This is a genomic window from Thermovibrio guaymasensis, from assembly GCF_003633715.1.
Lineage (GTDB): Bacteria > Aquificota > Aquificia > Desulfurobacteriales > Desulfurobacteriaceae > Thermovibrio > Thermovibrio guaymasensis.
This window is the reverse complement of sequence record NZ_RBIE01000001.1, coordinates 368,133-382,730: the sequence shown is the minus strand read 5'-3', so window position 1 is coordinate 382,730 and position 14,598 is coordinate 368,133. Positions and strand designations below refer to the sequence as shown.

The 14,598-nt window shown below is 43.3% G+C and carries 17 protein-coding genes; 2 read left to right on the top strand and 15 right to left on the bottom strand.

Translation table 11 applies throughout. The features are described 5' to 3' along the window. The first annotated feature begins 17 nt into the window (after nucleotides 1–17). Nucleotides 18–431 carry a hypothetical protein gene (locus tag C7457_RS02125; protein ID WP_121169793.1) on the top strand — a complete coding sequence of 138 codons (414 nt, stop codon included), beginning with the start codon at nucleotides 18–20 and terminating at the stop codon, nucleotides 429–431. A 62-nt stretch (nucleotides 432–493) separates the two neighbouring features. On the opposite strand, the gene C7457_RS02120 is transcribed toward C7457_RS02125, so the two are convergent. From C7457_RS02120 to gltX, 6 genes are read right to left on the bottom strand one after another with little or no spacing between them, the layout of a single operon-like run. Continuing rightward, nucleotides 494–2,143, bottom strand: coding sequence for an Rqc2 family fibronectin-binding protein (locus C7457_RS02120; RefSeq protein ID WP_121169792.1), 1,650 nt, complete (start codon nucleotides 2,141–2,143; stop codon nucleotides 494–496). Then, on the bottom strand, nucleotides 2,143–3,564 hold the full coding sequence (locus tag C7457_RS02115; RefSeq protein WP_121169791.1) for a hypothetical protein: 1,422 nt from the start codon (nucleotides 3,562–3,564) through the stop codon (nucleotides 2,143–2,145). Before C7457_RS02115 ends, C7457_RS02120 begins: the two co-directional genes overlap by 1 nt. Next, the gene (gene hfq / locus C7457_RS02110; RefSeq protein WP_121169790.1) at nucleotides 3,557–3,793 is read right to left on the bottom strand and encodes an RNA chaperone Hfq; all 237 of its coding nucleotides are present in this window, start codon (nucleotides 3,791–3,793) and stop codon (nucleotides 3,557–3,559) included. Before hfq ends, C7457_RS02115 begins: the two co-directional genes overlap by 8 nt. A gap of 42 nt (nucleotides 3,794–3,835) precedes the next feature. After that, nucleotides 3,836–4,744 (bottom strand): tRNA (adenosine(37)-N6)-dimethylallyltransferase MiaA, encoded by a 909-nt coding sequence (miaA, locus tag C7457_RS02105; RefSeq protein WP_121169789.1) that lies wholly within the window; start codon nucleotides 4,742–4,744, stop codon nucleotides 3,836–3,838. Further along, the gene (locus C7457_RS02100; protein WP_121169788.1) at nucleotides 4,741–5,259 is read right to left on the bottom strand and encodes a Uma2 family endonuclease; all 519 of its coding nucleotides are present in this window, start codon (nucleotides 5,257–5,259) and stop codon (nucleotides 4,741–4,743) included. Before C7457_RS02100 ends, miaA begins: the two co-directional genes overlap by 4 nt. 19 nt (nucleotides 5,260–5,278) lie before the next feature. Next, a complete protein-coding gene (gene gltX, locus C7457_RS02095) occupies nucleotides 5,279–6,733 on the bottom strand; it encodes a glutamate--tRNA ligase (protein WP_121169787.1) in 1,455 nt (484 codons plus the stop codon). A 54-nt stretch (nucleotides 6,734–6,787) separates the two neighbouring features. Here gltX and C7457_RS02090 point away from each other — a divergent pair, with 54 nt between their 5' ends. Continuing rightward, nucleotides 6,788–7,054: an EscU/YscU/HrcU family type III secretion system export apparatus switch protein gene (locus C7457_RS02090; RefSeq protein WP_121169786.1), complete on the top strand. Its 267-nt coding sequence runs from the start codon at nucleotides 6,788–6,790 to the stop codon at nucleotides 7,052–7,054. Here the strand turns inward: C7457_RS02090 and C7457_RS02085 are convergent. From C7457_RS02085 to C7457_RS02045, 9 genes are all read right to left on the bottom strand, one after another. Then, nucleotides 7,026–7,298: a flagellar biosynthesis anti-sigma factor FlgM gene (locus tag C7457_RS02085; protein ID WP_121169785.1), complete on the bottom strand. Its 273-nt coding sequence runs from the start codon at nucleotides 7,296–7,298 to the stop codon at nucleotides 7,026–7,028. The genes C7457_RS02090 and C7457_RS02085 overlap by 29 nt on opposite strands. Before the next feature lie 62 nt (nucleotides 7,299–7,360). Next, on the bottom strand, nucleotides 7,361–8,092 hold the full coding sequence (locus C7457_RS02080; RefSeq protein WP_121169784.1) for a uroporphyrinogen-III synthase: 732 nt from the start codon (nucleotides 8,090–8,092) through the stop codon (nucleotides 7,361–7,363). After that, nucleotides 8,083–9,018: a hydroxymethylbilane synthase gene (hemC, locus tag C7457_RS02075; RefSeq protein ID WP_121169783.1), complete on the bottom strand. Its 936-nt coding sequence runs from the start codon at nucleotides 9,016–9,018 to the stop codon at nucleotides 8,083–8,085. The genes C7457_RS02080 and hemC overlap by 10 nt, the downstream gene beginning before the upstream one ends. 3 nt (nucleotides 9,019–9,021) lie before the next feature. After that, a complete protein-coding gene (gene hemA, locus C7457_RS02070) occupies nucleotides 9,022–10,293 on the bottom strand; it encodes a glutamyl-tRNA reductase (protein WP_121169782.1) in 1,272 nt (423 codons plus the stop codon). Between the two features lie 2 nt (nucleotides 10,294–10,295). Continuing rightward, on the bottom strand, nucleotides 10,296–11,114 hold the full coding sequence (locus C7457_RS02065; RefSeq protein ID WP_121169781.1) for a cytochrome C assembly family protein: 819 nt from the start codon (nucleotides 11,112–11,114) through the stop codon (nucleotides 10,296–10,298). A 14-nt stretch (nucleotides 11,115–11,128) separates the two neighbouring features. Then, on the bottom strand, nucleotides 11,129–11,869 hold the full coding sequence (gene aroD / locus C7457_RS02060; RefSeq protein WP_121169780.1) for a type I 3-dehydroquinate dehydratase: 741 nt from the start codon (nucleotides 11,867–11,869) through the stop codon (nucleotides 11,129–11,131). Then, nucleotides 11,869–12,210 carry a DUF190 domain-containing protein gene (locus C7457_RS02055; RefSeq protein WP_121169779.1) on the bottom strand — a complete coding sequence of 114 codons (342 nt, stop codon included), beginning with the start codon at nucleotides 12,208–12,210 and terminating at the stop codon, nucleotides 11,869–11,871. Before C7457_RS02055 ends, aroD begins: the two co-directional genes overlap by 1 nt. Next, on the bottom strand, nucleotides 12,210–13,919 hold the full coding sequence (gene pilB, locus C7457_RS02050; RefSeq protein ID WP_121169778.1) for a type IV-A pilus assembly ATPase PilB: 1,710 nt from the start codon (nucleotides 13,917–13,919) through the stop codon (nucleotides 12,210–12,212). The genes C7457_RS02055 and pilB overlap by 1 nt, the downstream gene beginning before the upstream one ends. Before the next feature lie 2 nt (nucleotides 13,920–13,921). Next, entirely contained in the window at nucleotides 13,922–14,575 is a 654-nt protein-coding gene (locus C7457_RS02045; RefSeq protein ID WP_121169777.1) for a bacterio-opsin activator, read from the bottom strand. Nucleotides 14,576–14,598: the final 23 nt, after the last annotated feature.

Genomic DNA, 14,598 nt, shown 5'->3' with positions numbered 1-14,598 from the left:
CTTTTAAGGAGCGGTAGATGACCGGAATCATAGGCTTAAAGGAAGAGTTTTTAAAGGGCAAGAGAGAGCTCCTTGACAAGGCCCGCCAGCTAAAGAAAGAAGGAAAGAGCTGGAAGGAAATTGAGGAGTTTATAAGGGAGGAGTTTAAAGAGGAAATTTCCCTTTTAAAGCCTAACCTCTTTACCTACTTCCTAATCTTTGGTGGAGCTCTAATCCTTCCCCTTCTATACCTGTGGAAGGTCTACTTTGAACCGGGAACTACCGCTCACTTTATCTCAAGGCTCCTCTTTATCCTAAGTGCAATGTTTGCACTCAAAGGTTTCGTAGGCCACTACGTTGTTATCTTTATAAACAGAGATAGGTTTGAAGCTGAGCTAAGAGCTCTAAAAGCATCTATTGAAGGAGGGGACAATGGAAAACAGCCCAATTAAGACGCTTCTTCTCTACGGAGTTTTTGGAATATACATCCTCATAGTTCTGATAACTTCCTTTGTTATCGTTTCTTCCCAATAGGAACTTCCTCAGCCCCCTCTTTTGGGGGCTTTAAAACTTCCTCAAAGGCCTCAGGCTTCACCCAAACAGTCTTTTCCCCAGAGTAAGTAACAAAACCGACCGGACTCTTAGGGGGCTTCTTGAGCCTCTTAACTAAGGTATAGTCAACAGGAACTTTTCCAGAGTTCCTTCCCTTACTAAAGTAAGCTGCAGCCGAAGCAGCAAGGAGAATATCCTCTTTGGTAGGTTCCTCCCCCCTCTTTAACTTAAGTACCACGTGGGAACCGGGAACGTCCTTAGCGTGAAACCACAAGTCCCAAGGGTTGGAGAGTTTAAGTGAAATAAGCTCATTTTCCCTTGCACTCCTTCCTACTATAATTTTTTTCCCAGTTGGAAGCGTAAAGGTCTTAAATGAAAGAGAGTTTTTAACGTTATCTTTCCTTGAAAACTCACCGGATAGCTCCCTTAACTTCTCCAGGTCCTCAAGAGAAGAGATTACAGAAGTTAAGTTCTCTAGGAAAGAGAGTTCTCTCTCAATTTCCTTTCTCCTCTCTGAAGAAACTTCTGCCTTCCTCTTTAACTTCCTGTAAGCTTTAAAGTAGAACTCCAGATTTCTGTGAGGGCTAAGAGAAGGTTCTAAAGGAACAGTAACCTTTTCTCCCCTTTCAAAATCGTAAACCTCTACCTCTTCCATTCCCGACCTAACCTTATGCAGGTTAACTTTTAACAGCTCTCCAAACTTTCTCTTCTCTTCTGCTTCCCTTAAGAGTTCCTCTTCTCCTTTTAAGCTTGAGAGTTCCTTTAAGAGAGCTCTCTTCCTCTTCTCCAACCTCTCAATAAGTCTTGCCTTTAGACTTTCAACCTCTCCCTTTAAAGCCTTTTCTCTGTAGAACTCCTCCCAAGCCCTGCTGTAGGGGAGCTCTCCCGAGAACTCCTTACACTCAAGGCCGGACAAACTTAGGTAAGGGAAAGTAGTTAGGTAAGCGGGCTTACCGTTTTTGTAGTAGAGATAGGCTGAAGTAGAGTTCCTATGCCTCTCCATAAAGAGCTGGTAAGCTCTCTTCAAGTCCCCAACTTCCCTGTAAATGGCCGCAATTTCCCTTGAGTTTAAAGGAGATAAAAAGAGAGCGTACTTATACAAGCTCTTCTCTATACCTTCTGGGATAACTTGGCCAAATGAGAGCTCTTCAAAGGGCCTCTTATCAAGGGGAGGAGGCTGATACTCTTCCTTCAGGGAGAGCTCCCTAACAGAGCTCAAAGTAGGCCTCAACATGAACTTAATCTTCCTTTCAGAATCAAGGAGGAAAAGGTTTGCGTTCTTCCCAGTAATCTCTAAAACTAAGTAGTACTTTTCAAACTGGGTCGGGGAGAGAATCTTAACGAGGGAGAGCTCTACAACTCTATCCTTATAGGGCATAGAGATTTCTTTTAAGTAAGAGCTCTTAAGTGGATTAAGGTGAGGGAATCTCTCCTGAGTAATTGGATTAGAGGAGAGGAAAAAGGCGTTAGGAACGCCGAAGTAACAGTTAAGGTAAAACCTCCCAAAACCGATTGATAGCTTTTTTCCAGATAGGTAAACTTCAGAAATTCTCGCCTTTTTAAGGAATTGTTCTATCTCTGAGGTAACCTTTTCAAGGTAGAGGTAGTCCATTAAAGAACCTCTTCTACGGTCTCTAAGGAGGATTTAAGTTTTAATCTATTTGCCCAGAGGGCCCTTGAGGCTGTTCCGATAAAGTTACTTGAAAGTTTTATAAAGGGTTTTTGAAACTCTGGAAGGGAGAATAGGCTTTTAAAATCTGAGTAACTAACTTTTAAATTTTTTAGGAGAGATTTAAACTCTTCATCTGCAGCTTTCTTTGCCTCATAGAGCTTCATCTGAACCCTGCTCTTTACGTTAACTTCACCGTCTCCGGAGGTCTCAACAGATATGAAGATTGAGTCCGGATAATCTGAGAGAACTTTAACCTGCGCTCCGTCACTTTGGGTAGAGGGCATGCACCCGAAAGGCTTAACAGAAACAACCATGTGGGCCTTTTTATACTTTACGCTGTAAACGTGCTTTGCAACCTCAAGGTGACCTTCTCCTCCAACGACCATGTAGTCAAAGTAGGGACTTGCAAGCTCTGAAAGGAGTTTCTGGGAAGGTAGGGCTTTAGGCCTAAATGAAAAGGGAGCTCTAAATAGCTGATAGAGGGAGCGAAAAACAAAAGCCATAGCCCTAACTGCTAAAAGCCTCTTTAACCTGTCAAAGGAAAATCCTTTAACCTTCATCTGCCTCTTTATCTTCTCAGTCTCTATGAAGAGCTGGTAATCTATCCAGCCTGCAACCGGCTCAGGGCGAACCTCAGCTCCCTCCTCCTCAAGCCACCTGTGAATGTGGTAGTTACCATCACTCTCCGTAGTATGAGCCCAAAATTCACCTATAACGCTAATAACAGGCTTTACCCTAGTGTAGTCAAAAGGAATAGCTTCTAACCTTCTCCTAAAACCCTTTAAAAGGGAGTAGAGCTCCAAAACGCCTGCTCTACCCTTTAGAGCTTCGTATATCTCCCTACTAACTCGGTCAATCTCCCTATCTACACTACCCCTTTCAACTTCGTAAGGCCTGAGCTGATAGCCAAGGTCCCTGACAATGTCTGCAAGCCAAACTGCCTTTACAAGGGCCCAGACTAGAGAAGGAGTTAGCTTAAAATCCCCTTCACTTGAAAACTCACTCTGATTCAATATAGAAACCTTAAAGTTCTTAAACCCTGCCTCTTTGAGGGCGTGAAGGTACTCAGTTTCATACATTCCAAAGCGGCAAGGTCCGCAGGCACCTACAGTAACGAAGAGAAACTCTTCCTCCACGGGAATTCCCTGAGAGGCCTTCTCTTTTAGGAACTTTATGAGATTACCAACTGTGTAGTAGGTAGGGTTGCACATTCCTCTGTTACAGTACTCCCTACCAACCCTCAAAGACTCGTTATCTGGATTTGGTAGAAATTGAGCCCTATAACCAAACCCCTCTACGGCTCCCTTTATGAAGAGTTCGTGAAGGGGAGTGAGGCCTCCAAAGAGGATAGTTTTAGCCATTACCTTCGCCCTTCTGCTCTGGGAAAATGTTCTTTACAGGTCTTGAAGGAACGATTGTTGCAACGGAGTGCTTATAGATTAACTGCTGAGTTCCGCCGTTCTCAAGTAAAATCGTAAACTGGTCAAAGAAAGTTATAACTCCTTGAAGACGAGTTCCCTTAGCAAGGAAAATGCTAACGGGAATCCTCTCCTTCCTCAGTCTGTTAAGGTAAGCATCCTGAAGGTTCATGACTCCTCCCTTTTTGTATCGTTATTTAACATTTAATATATGCTACTCAAATTCCTTTAGCTCTTCCTTTATCTGTTTAAGGAGCTCCTCTTGGCTAACTTCAGACAAGTTTACCCACTTAAAGCCCTTCTCCTTCCTAAACCACGTAAACTGGCGCTTCGCAAACTCCTTAGTTCTCCTCTTTAAAAGTCTCTTTGCCTCCTCTAAACTCATCTTCCCCTCTATGTACCCTGCCATCTCCTTATAACCGAGAGCCTGAAGGGCTGTTAAGTCCTCTCCAAGGGATAGAAGCCACTTTGCCTCATCAACAAGCCCCCTCCTAACCTGACTTTCTACCCTGTCCTCAATTCTTCTGTAGAGGTCGGGCCTGTTCCTATAAAGGAAGTAGCCCAAGAACCGATATCTGGGTTTATCCCCCCAAGGTTTAAACTCAGTTATTGGCTTCCCTGTTAGATTGTAAACTTCAAGTGCTCTAATCAGCCTCTTCCTGTCCTTTGAACCTACCTTCTCCGCATATTCCGGACTGATTTTCTTAACTTCGCTAAAGAGCTCCTCATCTGAAAGCTTCTTTAACTCCTCCCTCAACCTCTCATCCGATGGAGGGGTTTGGGGAAGGCCAAAGAGGAGGGACTTAATGTAGAAACCTGTCCCTCCTACAACAATCGGGTATTTTCCCTTCCTTCTAATCTTCTCTATAGCCCTATCTGCCTCCCTCACAAAGTCTGCAACTGAGAACTTCTCAGTAGGCTCAACAACGTCAATAAGGTAGTGGGGAATTTCCTTTCTAATTTCCTTAGAGACCTTATCCGTTCCAACGTCAAGTCCCTTGTAAACCTGCATTGAGTCTGCAGAGATTACCTCCCCACCGATTTCTCTTGCAAGTTTTATTGAGAAGTCTGTTTTACCTGTAGCAGTAGGTCCAGTTATAACTATTACTGGCTTTTCTTTCATAGTTCCTCAAAGACTTCTTCCACCGTTAAGGTAACCTCGTATTCGTTACTTAAAGGTATTCTAACTTCTCCAAAAGTTCCATCAAAGAGAAGACGGGGAAGTTGACCTCTAAAGTCATAAATTTTAATTTTCCTCACCGGAGGATAAATAAGACCATAAAACTTAATACCTTCCCTTCTGTAAAGCTCGAACTTATAGCTTTCAACCCTACGGTAAAGAATGGGAGAAACTAATTCAAAAACTACGGTTGGAGGGATAGTTATGGGAGGTTCAACCTCCCCCTCAACAACTAAAAGACTAGGGACAAGAACCGTATCTGTCCTCACAACCCATTGGACTTCAGAAAAAACAGAAAAGCCCTTAATCCTTTCCCTTAATAGGTGAATCAACCTGAAAATTAGAACTTGATCTTTAATAGATGAAAGAGGAGGAAGGGGAAAGGGCATACCTTCTATTAACTCCCAATCCCCTTTCCAGTTTCGGTAATCTTGATATGTATAGTACTCCCTATACACAACACCCCCTCAAAAGTTCTTACTTTATTTTTGAAAGGCTATTCTTGAGTCTCCTCAAAACCCTTTCCTTTCCAAGGAGTTCTACTAAAACTGGGAGCTCTACACCACTCATCCTTCCAGTTAAACCAATCCTTATGGGCATAAAGAGGTTCTTACCTTTAACTCCAAGCTCTTTCCCAACTTCCTTAACGAGCCTTTTAAAGGAATCGGAGCTCAGCTCCCCTTCTAAGTTTTCCAACTTCTCAAGGAAGAGCTCTATAACTTTCAGCCTATTAGGATCTTCAGAGATAAACTCCTTGGCTTGAGGTTCAACCTCAAAGTCGTCCTTTAAGAAAACCTCCATATAAGTAGGAGCATCAGATAGAACTGTAAAGTACTCTCTCGTTACCTCAACAACCTTTTCAAGCCACTCCCTGTCAAATTGGGAAAGGTCAAACCCTGCCTTTTCAAGGTAAGGAATAATTAAGTCCGTTAACTTATCTATAGGGTAGTTCCTTATGTAAACCTGATTCATCCAGTTAAGCTTTGTAGTATCAAAGACGGCCGGAGCGCTGTTAACTTCTTTTATGTCAAACTTCTCTATTAACTCATCCATAGAGAGAATCTCTTTCCCATCTTTAGGGTACCAGCCAAGGAGCGCAAGGAAGTTAACAAAAGCCTCTGGAAGGTAACCCTTTTCCCTAAACTCTCTAACGGAAGTTGAGCCGTGGCGTTTAGAGAGTTTACTCCTATCTGGACCTAAAATCATAGGAAGGTGGGCAAACTGAGGAGGCTCAAAACCTAAAGCCTCGTAAAGGAGAATTTGCTTTGGAGTATTTGATATGTGGTCTTCCCCCCTTATAACGTGGGTTATCTTCATGAGGGCATCGTCAACGACAACAACGAAGTTGTAAACTGGCATTCCGTTTGAGCGAACTATTACAAAGTCTCCTCCAAGTTGACGGCTGCTTATCTCAATTTCTCCCTTAATGAGGTCGTTAAACTTAACAACCCTATCCTCAGGGACCTTAAACCTTAAGACCGGCTTCCTCCCCTCAGCCCTTAACCTCTCTTTCTCCTCTTCGGTTAAGTTCCTGCACTTTCCCGTATACCTTGGAGGTTCTCCCCTTTCAAGCTGTTCCTTCCTCATCCTATCAAGCTCTTCCTGGGTACAGAAACACTCATAGACCAAACCTTTTTCCTTTAACTTATCAATAAACTCCCTGTAAATATCCAGCCTCTCAGACTGCCTGTAAGGACTGTAAGGACCTCCAACGTCTGGGCCTTCATCCCAGTTAAGGCCCATCCACCTTAAGGCTTCGTAGATAACTTTAACTGCCTCTTCGTTGTGGCGCTCAACATCTGTATCCTCTATTCTCAGAACGAACTTACCACCGTGGTGTCTTGCAAAAAGGTAGTTGAAGAGGGCCGTCCTTGCGTTTCCCACGTGCATAAAGCCGGTTGGACTCGGAGCAAACCTTACCCTAACGCTCATTCCTTTACCTCCAAACTCTTTGTATTTCCCTATTTTAACTGTTAAACTAAGAATATGGAGAAGAAAAAAGCAGCAGCTTTAAAGTACGAAAGGGGGAAGGGAGCTCCACAAGTAGTTGCAAAGGGCCAGGGGAAAATCGCGGATAAAATAGTAGAACTGGCTAGGAAGAACGGAGTTCCTATTTTGGAAGATAGGGAACTGGTTGAACTTTTGGTAAAAGTTGACGTAGGAAAGGAGATCCCGCCTCAGCTCTACAAGGCGGTGGCAAAGATACTGGCTTACGTTTACAAAGTTACAGGTCGTCTCCCAAAATCTCCCTAATTAGAGCCTCAGAGATCCTGTGGGGGTTTACCTCATAGTTACCGCTCTTTATGGCCTCCTTTATTCTCTCAACCTTCTCCCTTGAAATCTCCCGAGGAGAAAGGTTCAAAACTTCCTTTGAGATCTCAACGGAAATGTCCTGGGAAGAACTTTTCCTCCTTTCAGCCTTCCCTTCCCTGTTAACTTCAGACTTCTCTCCGTAAAGGAGCCTTAAAACTTCAGATGATAATCCGTCTATTTTCAAAGCTCTCCCCTCCTACGGTTCTAATAAGATTATCGGTAGAAAGAGAAATATTTTGAGAAAAATTAGGAGATTTGAGAATTTTTTTCAAGTGAAAGGAGCTTCTCAATAATCCCGTTAACGGTATACTCACTAGGAGGCGGCAAAGGAGAAAGTCCCTCCTTTTTAATTGCCTTCTCCGTCACGTGGCCGATCGGTATTATTTTAACAGAACTTAAAACTTCCTTACCTCTAGGAAGAACCTTAAGAAACGCCTTAAAGTTTGAAGGGCTGGTAAAGGCAACGTAGTCAACTTTTTCAGAGAAAAAGCCTAAAACTTTATCCTTTACTTCCAAGTTTGGAAGGGTCTGGTAGGTTACAACCTCTAAAACGTTAGCCCCTTTACTTAATAAGAAATCCTTTAAAAGGGTTCTTGCCTTCTTAGGTCTAACGATTAAAAAGCTCCTCCCCTTTAGATTCCCACCTTTTAAAAGTTCAACCAAACCCTCTGCACTAAAGTTGTCTGGAATCACCGGATTAAAGCCAAGTTTTGAGAGCTCTGCCGCCGTTGAAGAGCCAACTGAGATAAACTTCACACTTCTAAAATTTTCAGGTTTAACCCTACTAAAGAAGAACTTTACGCCGTTCCTGCTGGAAAAGATAGCGTACTCAGGCCTAAAGGAGAGAACTTCAGAAACGTCAAATTCAACCGGAACCGTCTTTATAAGGGAAAGGCCGAGGAAATCTACCCCAGCCTCCTTTAACCTCTCTTCCTGCTCCTGTGAAAGCTCCTTTGAGATAAAAAACCTTACTGGCATTTTAGGAGCTCTTCCAGAATTTCCCTTCCGCCTGCACTCAATAACCTTTCGGCTATTGAGACTCCAATTCTATCTGCGTCTTTCAAGTCTTTAAAACTAAAAACTCCCTCTTCCCTGTGGAAGAACTTACCCTCAAGGTCTGAAATGAAAGCCCTAACGTGAACCCTATCTTCGTTAACAATGGCATAACACCCCATAGGAACCTGACATCCACCTTCCAAAGTCCTTAAAAAGGCCCTCTCAAGTGTAGCTGCAACTTCACTCTCGTAGGAGTTTATGGCCTCCCTCACAATCCTCTCTATCTCCTCATCTCCTTCCCTAGCCTCTATACCCAAAATTCCTTGAGAAACAGAGGGAATAAACTTATCCGGGGAGAGGACCTCATCTATCTCCTCTTCCCATCCGAGCCTCTTAACACCGGCTGCGGCTAGGATAATGGCGTCGTACTCTCCCTCTTTTAACTTCCTTATCCTTGTGTCAACGTTTCCCCTTAAGTCCTTTATCTGAACGTCGGGCCTTAAAATCCTAAGCTGGGCCTTTCTCCTTAAGGAGCTCGTCCCAACCACTGCCCCTTGAGGGAGAGTTTCAAGGGTAAACTTACCGTTTGAGAGGAATGCATCCCTCGGGTCTTCCCTGTCCGAATAGGCTATCAACTTCAAACCTTCGGGAAGTTTACTCGGAACGTCCTTTAAGCTGTGAACTGCTATATCAACTTCTCCCCTTAGCATTGCCTCTTCAATCTCTTTAGTAAAGAGGCCCTTATCTCCGATTTTTGCAAGTGGAACGTCTAAAATCTTGTCTCCCTTGGTGGTTATCTTTACCAGATCAACTTCAACGTCGGGAAACTTCTTCTCTATCTGGGCCTTAACCCACTCAGACTGCCAAAGGGCTAGTTTACTCTTTCTAGTTCCGATTCTTATTTTCATTCTTTACTCCTTCCCAAGACCGAAAATTTCCCTGAAGATTTGAACAACCTGATTTTGGCTCTCCTCTACTGCCTTCTTCTTAACGCTGGTAATTGGCTGATGGAGGAGCTTGTTAATTATTATCCTAGTTATGTTCTCTACCTCAGCCTCCTGCTCAGGAGTTAAGTTGAGCTTATGAAGGCGCTTCTCAAGAACCTCCCTCCTTATCTCCTCGGCCTTCTGCTTAAGTTCGGCGATAAGGGGAGCAATTTCTAACTCCCTCATCCACTTTATGAAACGCTCAACGTAGTCCTCAATAATTTCTTTTGCTACCTCAGCTTCCCTCAACCTCTCCTTAATGTTGGCTTCAACTACCTGCTGAAGGTCGTCTATGTCGTAGAGGTAAACTCCGTCAAGGGAATCTACTTCAGGCTCTATGTCCCTTGGAACAGCAATATCTATGAGGAAAATAGGTCTTCCTCCCCTACTCTTTAGAGCTCCCTCAACTAAGTCCTTCGTAATAACGTAGCCGGGAGCTCCAGTTGAACTTATTACTATATCTGAAAGCTTTAAGACGCTAGCGAGTTCAGTAAGGGGATAAGGTTTCCCCCCAAACTCTTCAGCAAGGGCCCTTGCCCTCTCAAGGGTCCTATTTACAACAAAGACGTCGCTAGCTCCGTTTGTAATAAGGTGCTTAACTGCAAGCTCAGCCATCTCTCCAGCGCCAACAATTGCAACCTTTGTGCCCCTTAAATCGCCAAATATCTTCTTTGCAAGCTCAACTGCAGCAAAGCTTATTGAAACAGCGTTCTTTGAAATTCCTGTCTCTGTCCTTACCCTCTTGGATACCTTTAGGGCGGTCTCACAGAAGCGACACAGGACGGTTCCAACAGTTCCAAGCTCCTTAGCGGTAAAAAAGGCATCCTTAAACTGGCCCACTATCTGAGGCTCCCCAACAACGAGGGAATCAAGGCTTGAAGCAACGTAAAAGCCGTGGCGAACAGCATCTCTATCAACCTTCCTGTAGAAGAAGGAGTTAAGCTCATCAAGGGTTGCTCCCTTTACCTCCTGAAGGAAGGAAATGGGATCCTTGAAAGGATTGGCGCTCCTTGAAGTAAAGTAGATCTCAACCCTGTTACAGGTTGAGAGGATCATACACTCGTCAACTCCCTCCATTGAGTTGAGTTTCAAAAGGGCCTCTTCTAAACCTTCCCCCTTAAAGGCGAACTTCTCCCTTACAGATACAGGAGCCGTTTTATGGCTGAGACCCAAACAGCAGAGCTTTAAATCTCCCATCTCTACCCCTTAAAAGAGTGAACGTCCTTCTTTGAAAGGAGATTCACCCCCAGAAAGTTTAGAAGTATTATAGAAAATCCTAAAATGCTTAAATAACAAATTCTTTTTCCCTTCCAGTTTCCATAGAGGTAAAGGTGGATTATTCCGGCGTAAGTAAACCAGGAAATGAGAGTTGCAACCTGTTTAGGGTGCCAGCTCCAGTAAGTTCCAAAGAGCTCCTCACTCCAAACGGCTCCAACGAACATGGAAATAGTTATAAATACAAACCCGACGGTTATTGAGGTGTAGATAATACTTTCAAGTTTTGTTAAAGAAGGAAGCTTAAAGAAGAAAATAGAGAACTTCTTCCTCTTTAAGTGCCTCTCAAAGATTAGATATATAACAGAGAGAATGGCCGAAAACATAAAAGCACTGTAGCCGAAAAAGGCTGAGACTATGTGAACAACTCCTACTATACCTACTGGAAGTTCTGTCTTTGGAGCTCCAGAGGAGACGCAAGAGAGAATTGAAAAGAGAGTGGCCCAGGGCATCAAAAATGCACCTGAAAGCGAGAGCTTATGCTTAGTTGAGAAATAGAGGAAAACGCTAACTAGGGTAAGTGAAAAGATTAGGAAGGCTCCTTTAGGAGTAAAAAGAGTTACAGTTCCTCCATTAAAAACTTCTAAGAGGAGACCAAAGAGGTTTGTAAGGAAACCAAAACGGGCAGAATAGAGGCCGACAACTGCAAGTTTCTCCTTCCTAAATAGAAGATAGAGGAGGTAGTGAAAAGCAGATACTCCATAGAGGACCGCTGAAGTGTAGATAAAAGCTTTCGGTTCCATAGTTTGGGATTATACTAAAGGAGAGCTCCCTTTAAAAACTTCTCCCTCTCTCTCCTGTACTCAGGATAGAACTGGATAAGGAGCTCTATCAAAGTCTCAGCCTCAATCTGACCGGGAGCAACCGGTTCTCCAAAGAAAGTGTAGGTTAAAAGGGATCCGAAGGAAAAGCCAACAACCCTTGTAAATTTGCCGTACTCACCCATTACCATGAAGATTTTTGGGTGGGAAAAGTCAGCCATTACCGAACAAACTCTTGCAGCATCACTACGGCTGTTCCCCATAAAGGCAAGCTTTACAATATCGGCTCCCTTACTAACTGCCCCGTTAAAAACCCCTTCTATTTCCTCCCTATCAGGAGTCCTCCTAAAGTCGTGGTAGGAAACTATAAGCTTCTTCCCTTCACTTCTAACAATTTCCCTTACATCAGGTAGTATCTCTGCCCTTAACTCAACGTCAACACAACCTACAGCTGGGTGAGGAATAAGTTCTTCAAAAAGCGCCAACCTCTCCCCTTCAGAACTTTTATAACTTCCTCCCTCCCAAGTAGGTCTAATGGTTAAAACAGAGTAGAACCCGTAATCGGCTATAAGGTCAAGGTTTTCCTTTATATTTTCCCTCTCCATTAAGTCAACCCTTGCCTCAACTAAGTCAATTCTCAAATCCCTTGCTCTCTCAAGCTCCTTCTCTAGGTTATTCCAGTTAGGAACGAGGATAACAGCAGGCCTATTTCCAAGCTCTACAGTCCCAATCTGCACTACTTCCCCCTGTGCCTGTAGGTTATAACCTCAACATCCTCAAGAACAACCAGACCCTCTTCTATAACTTCGTCAAGAACTTTTAAGAGCTCCCTCACCTTTTCTTCCCTATCTATTATCTCTATAACGACTGGAAGGTCCTGAGACAATCTCCAGACACTAAAAGTTTTAAGCTCAGAGTGGGCCCCTATACCTGCAGCGGCTTTAAAGACTGTAGCACCTGCAAGACCTTCCTTTTTTACAAGTTCAAGTATATACTCCCAAAGGGGTTTTCCCTTAAACTTATCCTCAAGGCTTATAAAGATCCTTAGGAGTTTCCTCTTACCAACGAGTCCCCTCATTAATAGCTCCTAGTGACCCTAAGAACTTCCTCAGGAGTCGTAATTCCCTTTGCTATCTTTATTTTCCCAATTTCCCTAAGGGTTCTCATTCCGTATTTTTTAGCAATCTTCCTTATCTCATCTGCGTTTTTACCCTTTACTACTGCATCCCTTATCTCTGGAACAACCTCCATAACCTCATAGAGGGCAACCCTACCCTTATAACCGGTAAAGTCACACTTTTCACATCCCATACCTTTGTAAGTTTGTAACTTTTCTATCTCCTCTGGAGTAAAACCTACCTCAAGTAAAACTTCCTCGGGGTAAGTATAAGGGGCCTTACAGTAAGGACATATCCTTCTAGCAAGCCTTTGAGCTATAACTAAAATTACAGATGAAGAAACCAAGAAAGGTTCAATCCCCATATCAACAAGCCTTGTTACAGTACTCGGAGCATCGTTTGTATGAAGGGTTGATAGAACCAAGTGCCCTGTAAGGGCAGCTTCAATTGCAATCTCTGCAGTTTCAGTATCCCTAATCTCTCCAACCATTATAATATCGGGATCCTGCCTTAAGAAGGCCCTCAGGACCCTTGCAAAAGTAAGGCCTATTTCAGGGTTAACCTGTACCTGGTTTATCCCGTAGAGGTTATACTCAACAGGATCTTCAACGGTCATTATGTTCACTTCAGGCCTATTAACTGTTAAGAGGCAAGAGTAAAGGGTAGTTGTCTTACCTGAACCGGTAGGACCTGTAACGAGAACCATTCCGTAAGGAGAAAATATTGCTTTTTTAAGGAGCTCGTATTCCCTATCTTCAAGGCCAAGCTCAGAAAGGTCAAGTTTGAGAGAGCCTTTATCAAGAATCCTTAAAACAACTTTCTCTCCATAAATTGTAGGAACGGTTGAAACCCTAAAGTCTATCTCTCTCCCCTGGTACTTGGCCTTCATTCTACCATCCTGAGGAAGCCTCTTTTCAGCTATATCAAGACCACTTAAGACTTTTATCCTGGCAACAACAGCATCCTTAATGCTGGGCTGATACTTTCCAACCTCATGGAGGACACCGTCTATCCTGTAGCGAATCCTTAACTCCTTTTCAAAAGGTTCAATGTGAATATCAGAGGCTCCCTTTTTTAAAGCCTCCATTATCAGGGCATTAACGAGTTTTACAATGGGTGCCTGATTGGCAAGGCTCTTTAAGTTATCAAGAGAGATTACTTGAGAAGAAATTGTTATTTCCTCAAGTTCCCCTTCTTCCTTAGAGGAAGTACTCTCTTTTAGGATTTCACTCTTTAACTTTGAGAAGAACTCCTCCTCAGCTTTACCGTAAACCTCTTCCAACTTCTCCTTTATTCTGAAGGGAAGAGCAACGTAAGGCTGAATTTTAAAGCCCGTAGTAAACCTGATTCTCTCCCTCGTTTGAACGTCTGAAGGATCTGCCATAGCAAGCCTTAAGACTGGGCCTTTCTTCTCAAATGGAATCACCAGGGACTTTTCAGCTGTACTCCTTGGAACGATCTTTATTACGTCAGAAGGTATCTCTACTTTCCTTAGGTCAACGTAGGGAACTCCGAAGAACTCAGAAAGGAGGGAGAGGAGCTTCTCTTCAGAGACTACCTTCCTCTTTATAAGCTCCTCCTCCCAGTTATCGCCTTTTAAAAGCTGGAGAGGAATACCTAACCTTTCAGCTATAAACTGCTTTAACTTTACCTCATCAGCCCTAACCAAAACTAACCCCTACTCTTTACAGCTTCAGCAAGTTTGTGAAGAAGGTCTGCTGGACTTTTAATCGGAAACTCTATCCTTTCAATAAGTTCAGTTGCAGGAACATCCTTAACTTTCACGTTCTCTAAACGCTTTTTAAGTTCCTCTTTCTTACTCTCGTCAACTGGAAAGTCCATTCCCTTAATTGCCTTAAGAACGTAAACGGGCCATACTAAACCTATATCGGGACAGGTTTCAGCAGTTTCCATATGCTTTTTAACATAGTCTTCACAGACGGAAGCAACAAAGGCAATGTAGTCGTTACCCTTCTTAACTTCTTCGTATGCAAGCTTTGCCAAACCGCCGGCAGTATGAACTTTGACCTCTTTCCCCTCAAGTTCCCCTTGGAGCTTCATCATAACAAGCTCTGGATCTGCCGATAACATGTTCCTTACTGTCTGCTTTGTAATTCCTATAAACTCAGCAATCTCGTCTTCTGTCTTAAATGCCTCATTTTTAAGAACAACGGCATAAGCAGCTTCCATGAGGCTCGGAACCCAAGTTAAGTTCCTGTACTCAAAGAGCTTCCTAGGACCTCCTATAAGCTCTAGGGCCTTTAAGAAAACCCTTAAAGCAAGTGCATCGTAGTCAACTTCCTGTGGCTTTACCTCAATAACCATCCTCTCCCTCCTGTTTGTGTATT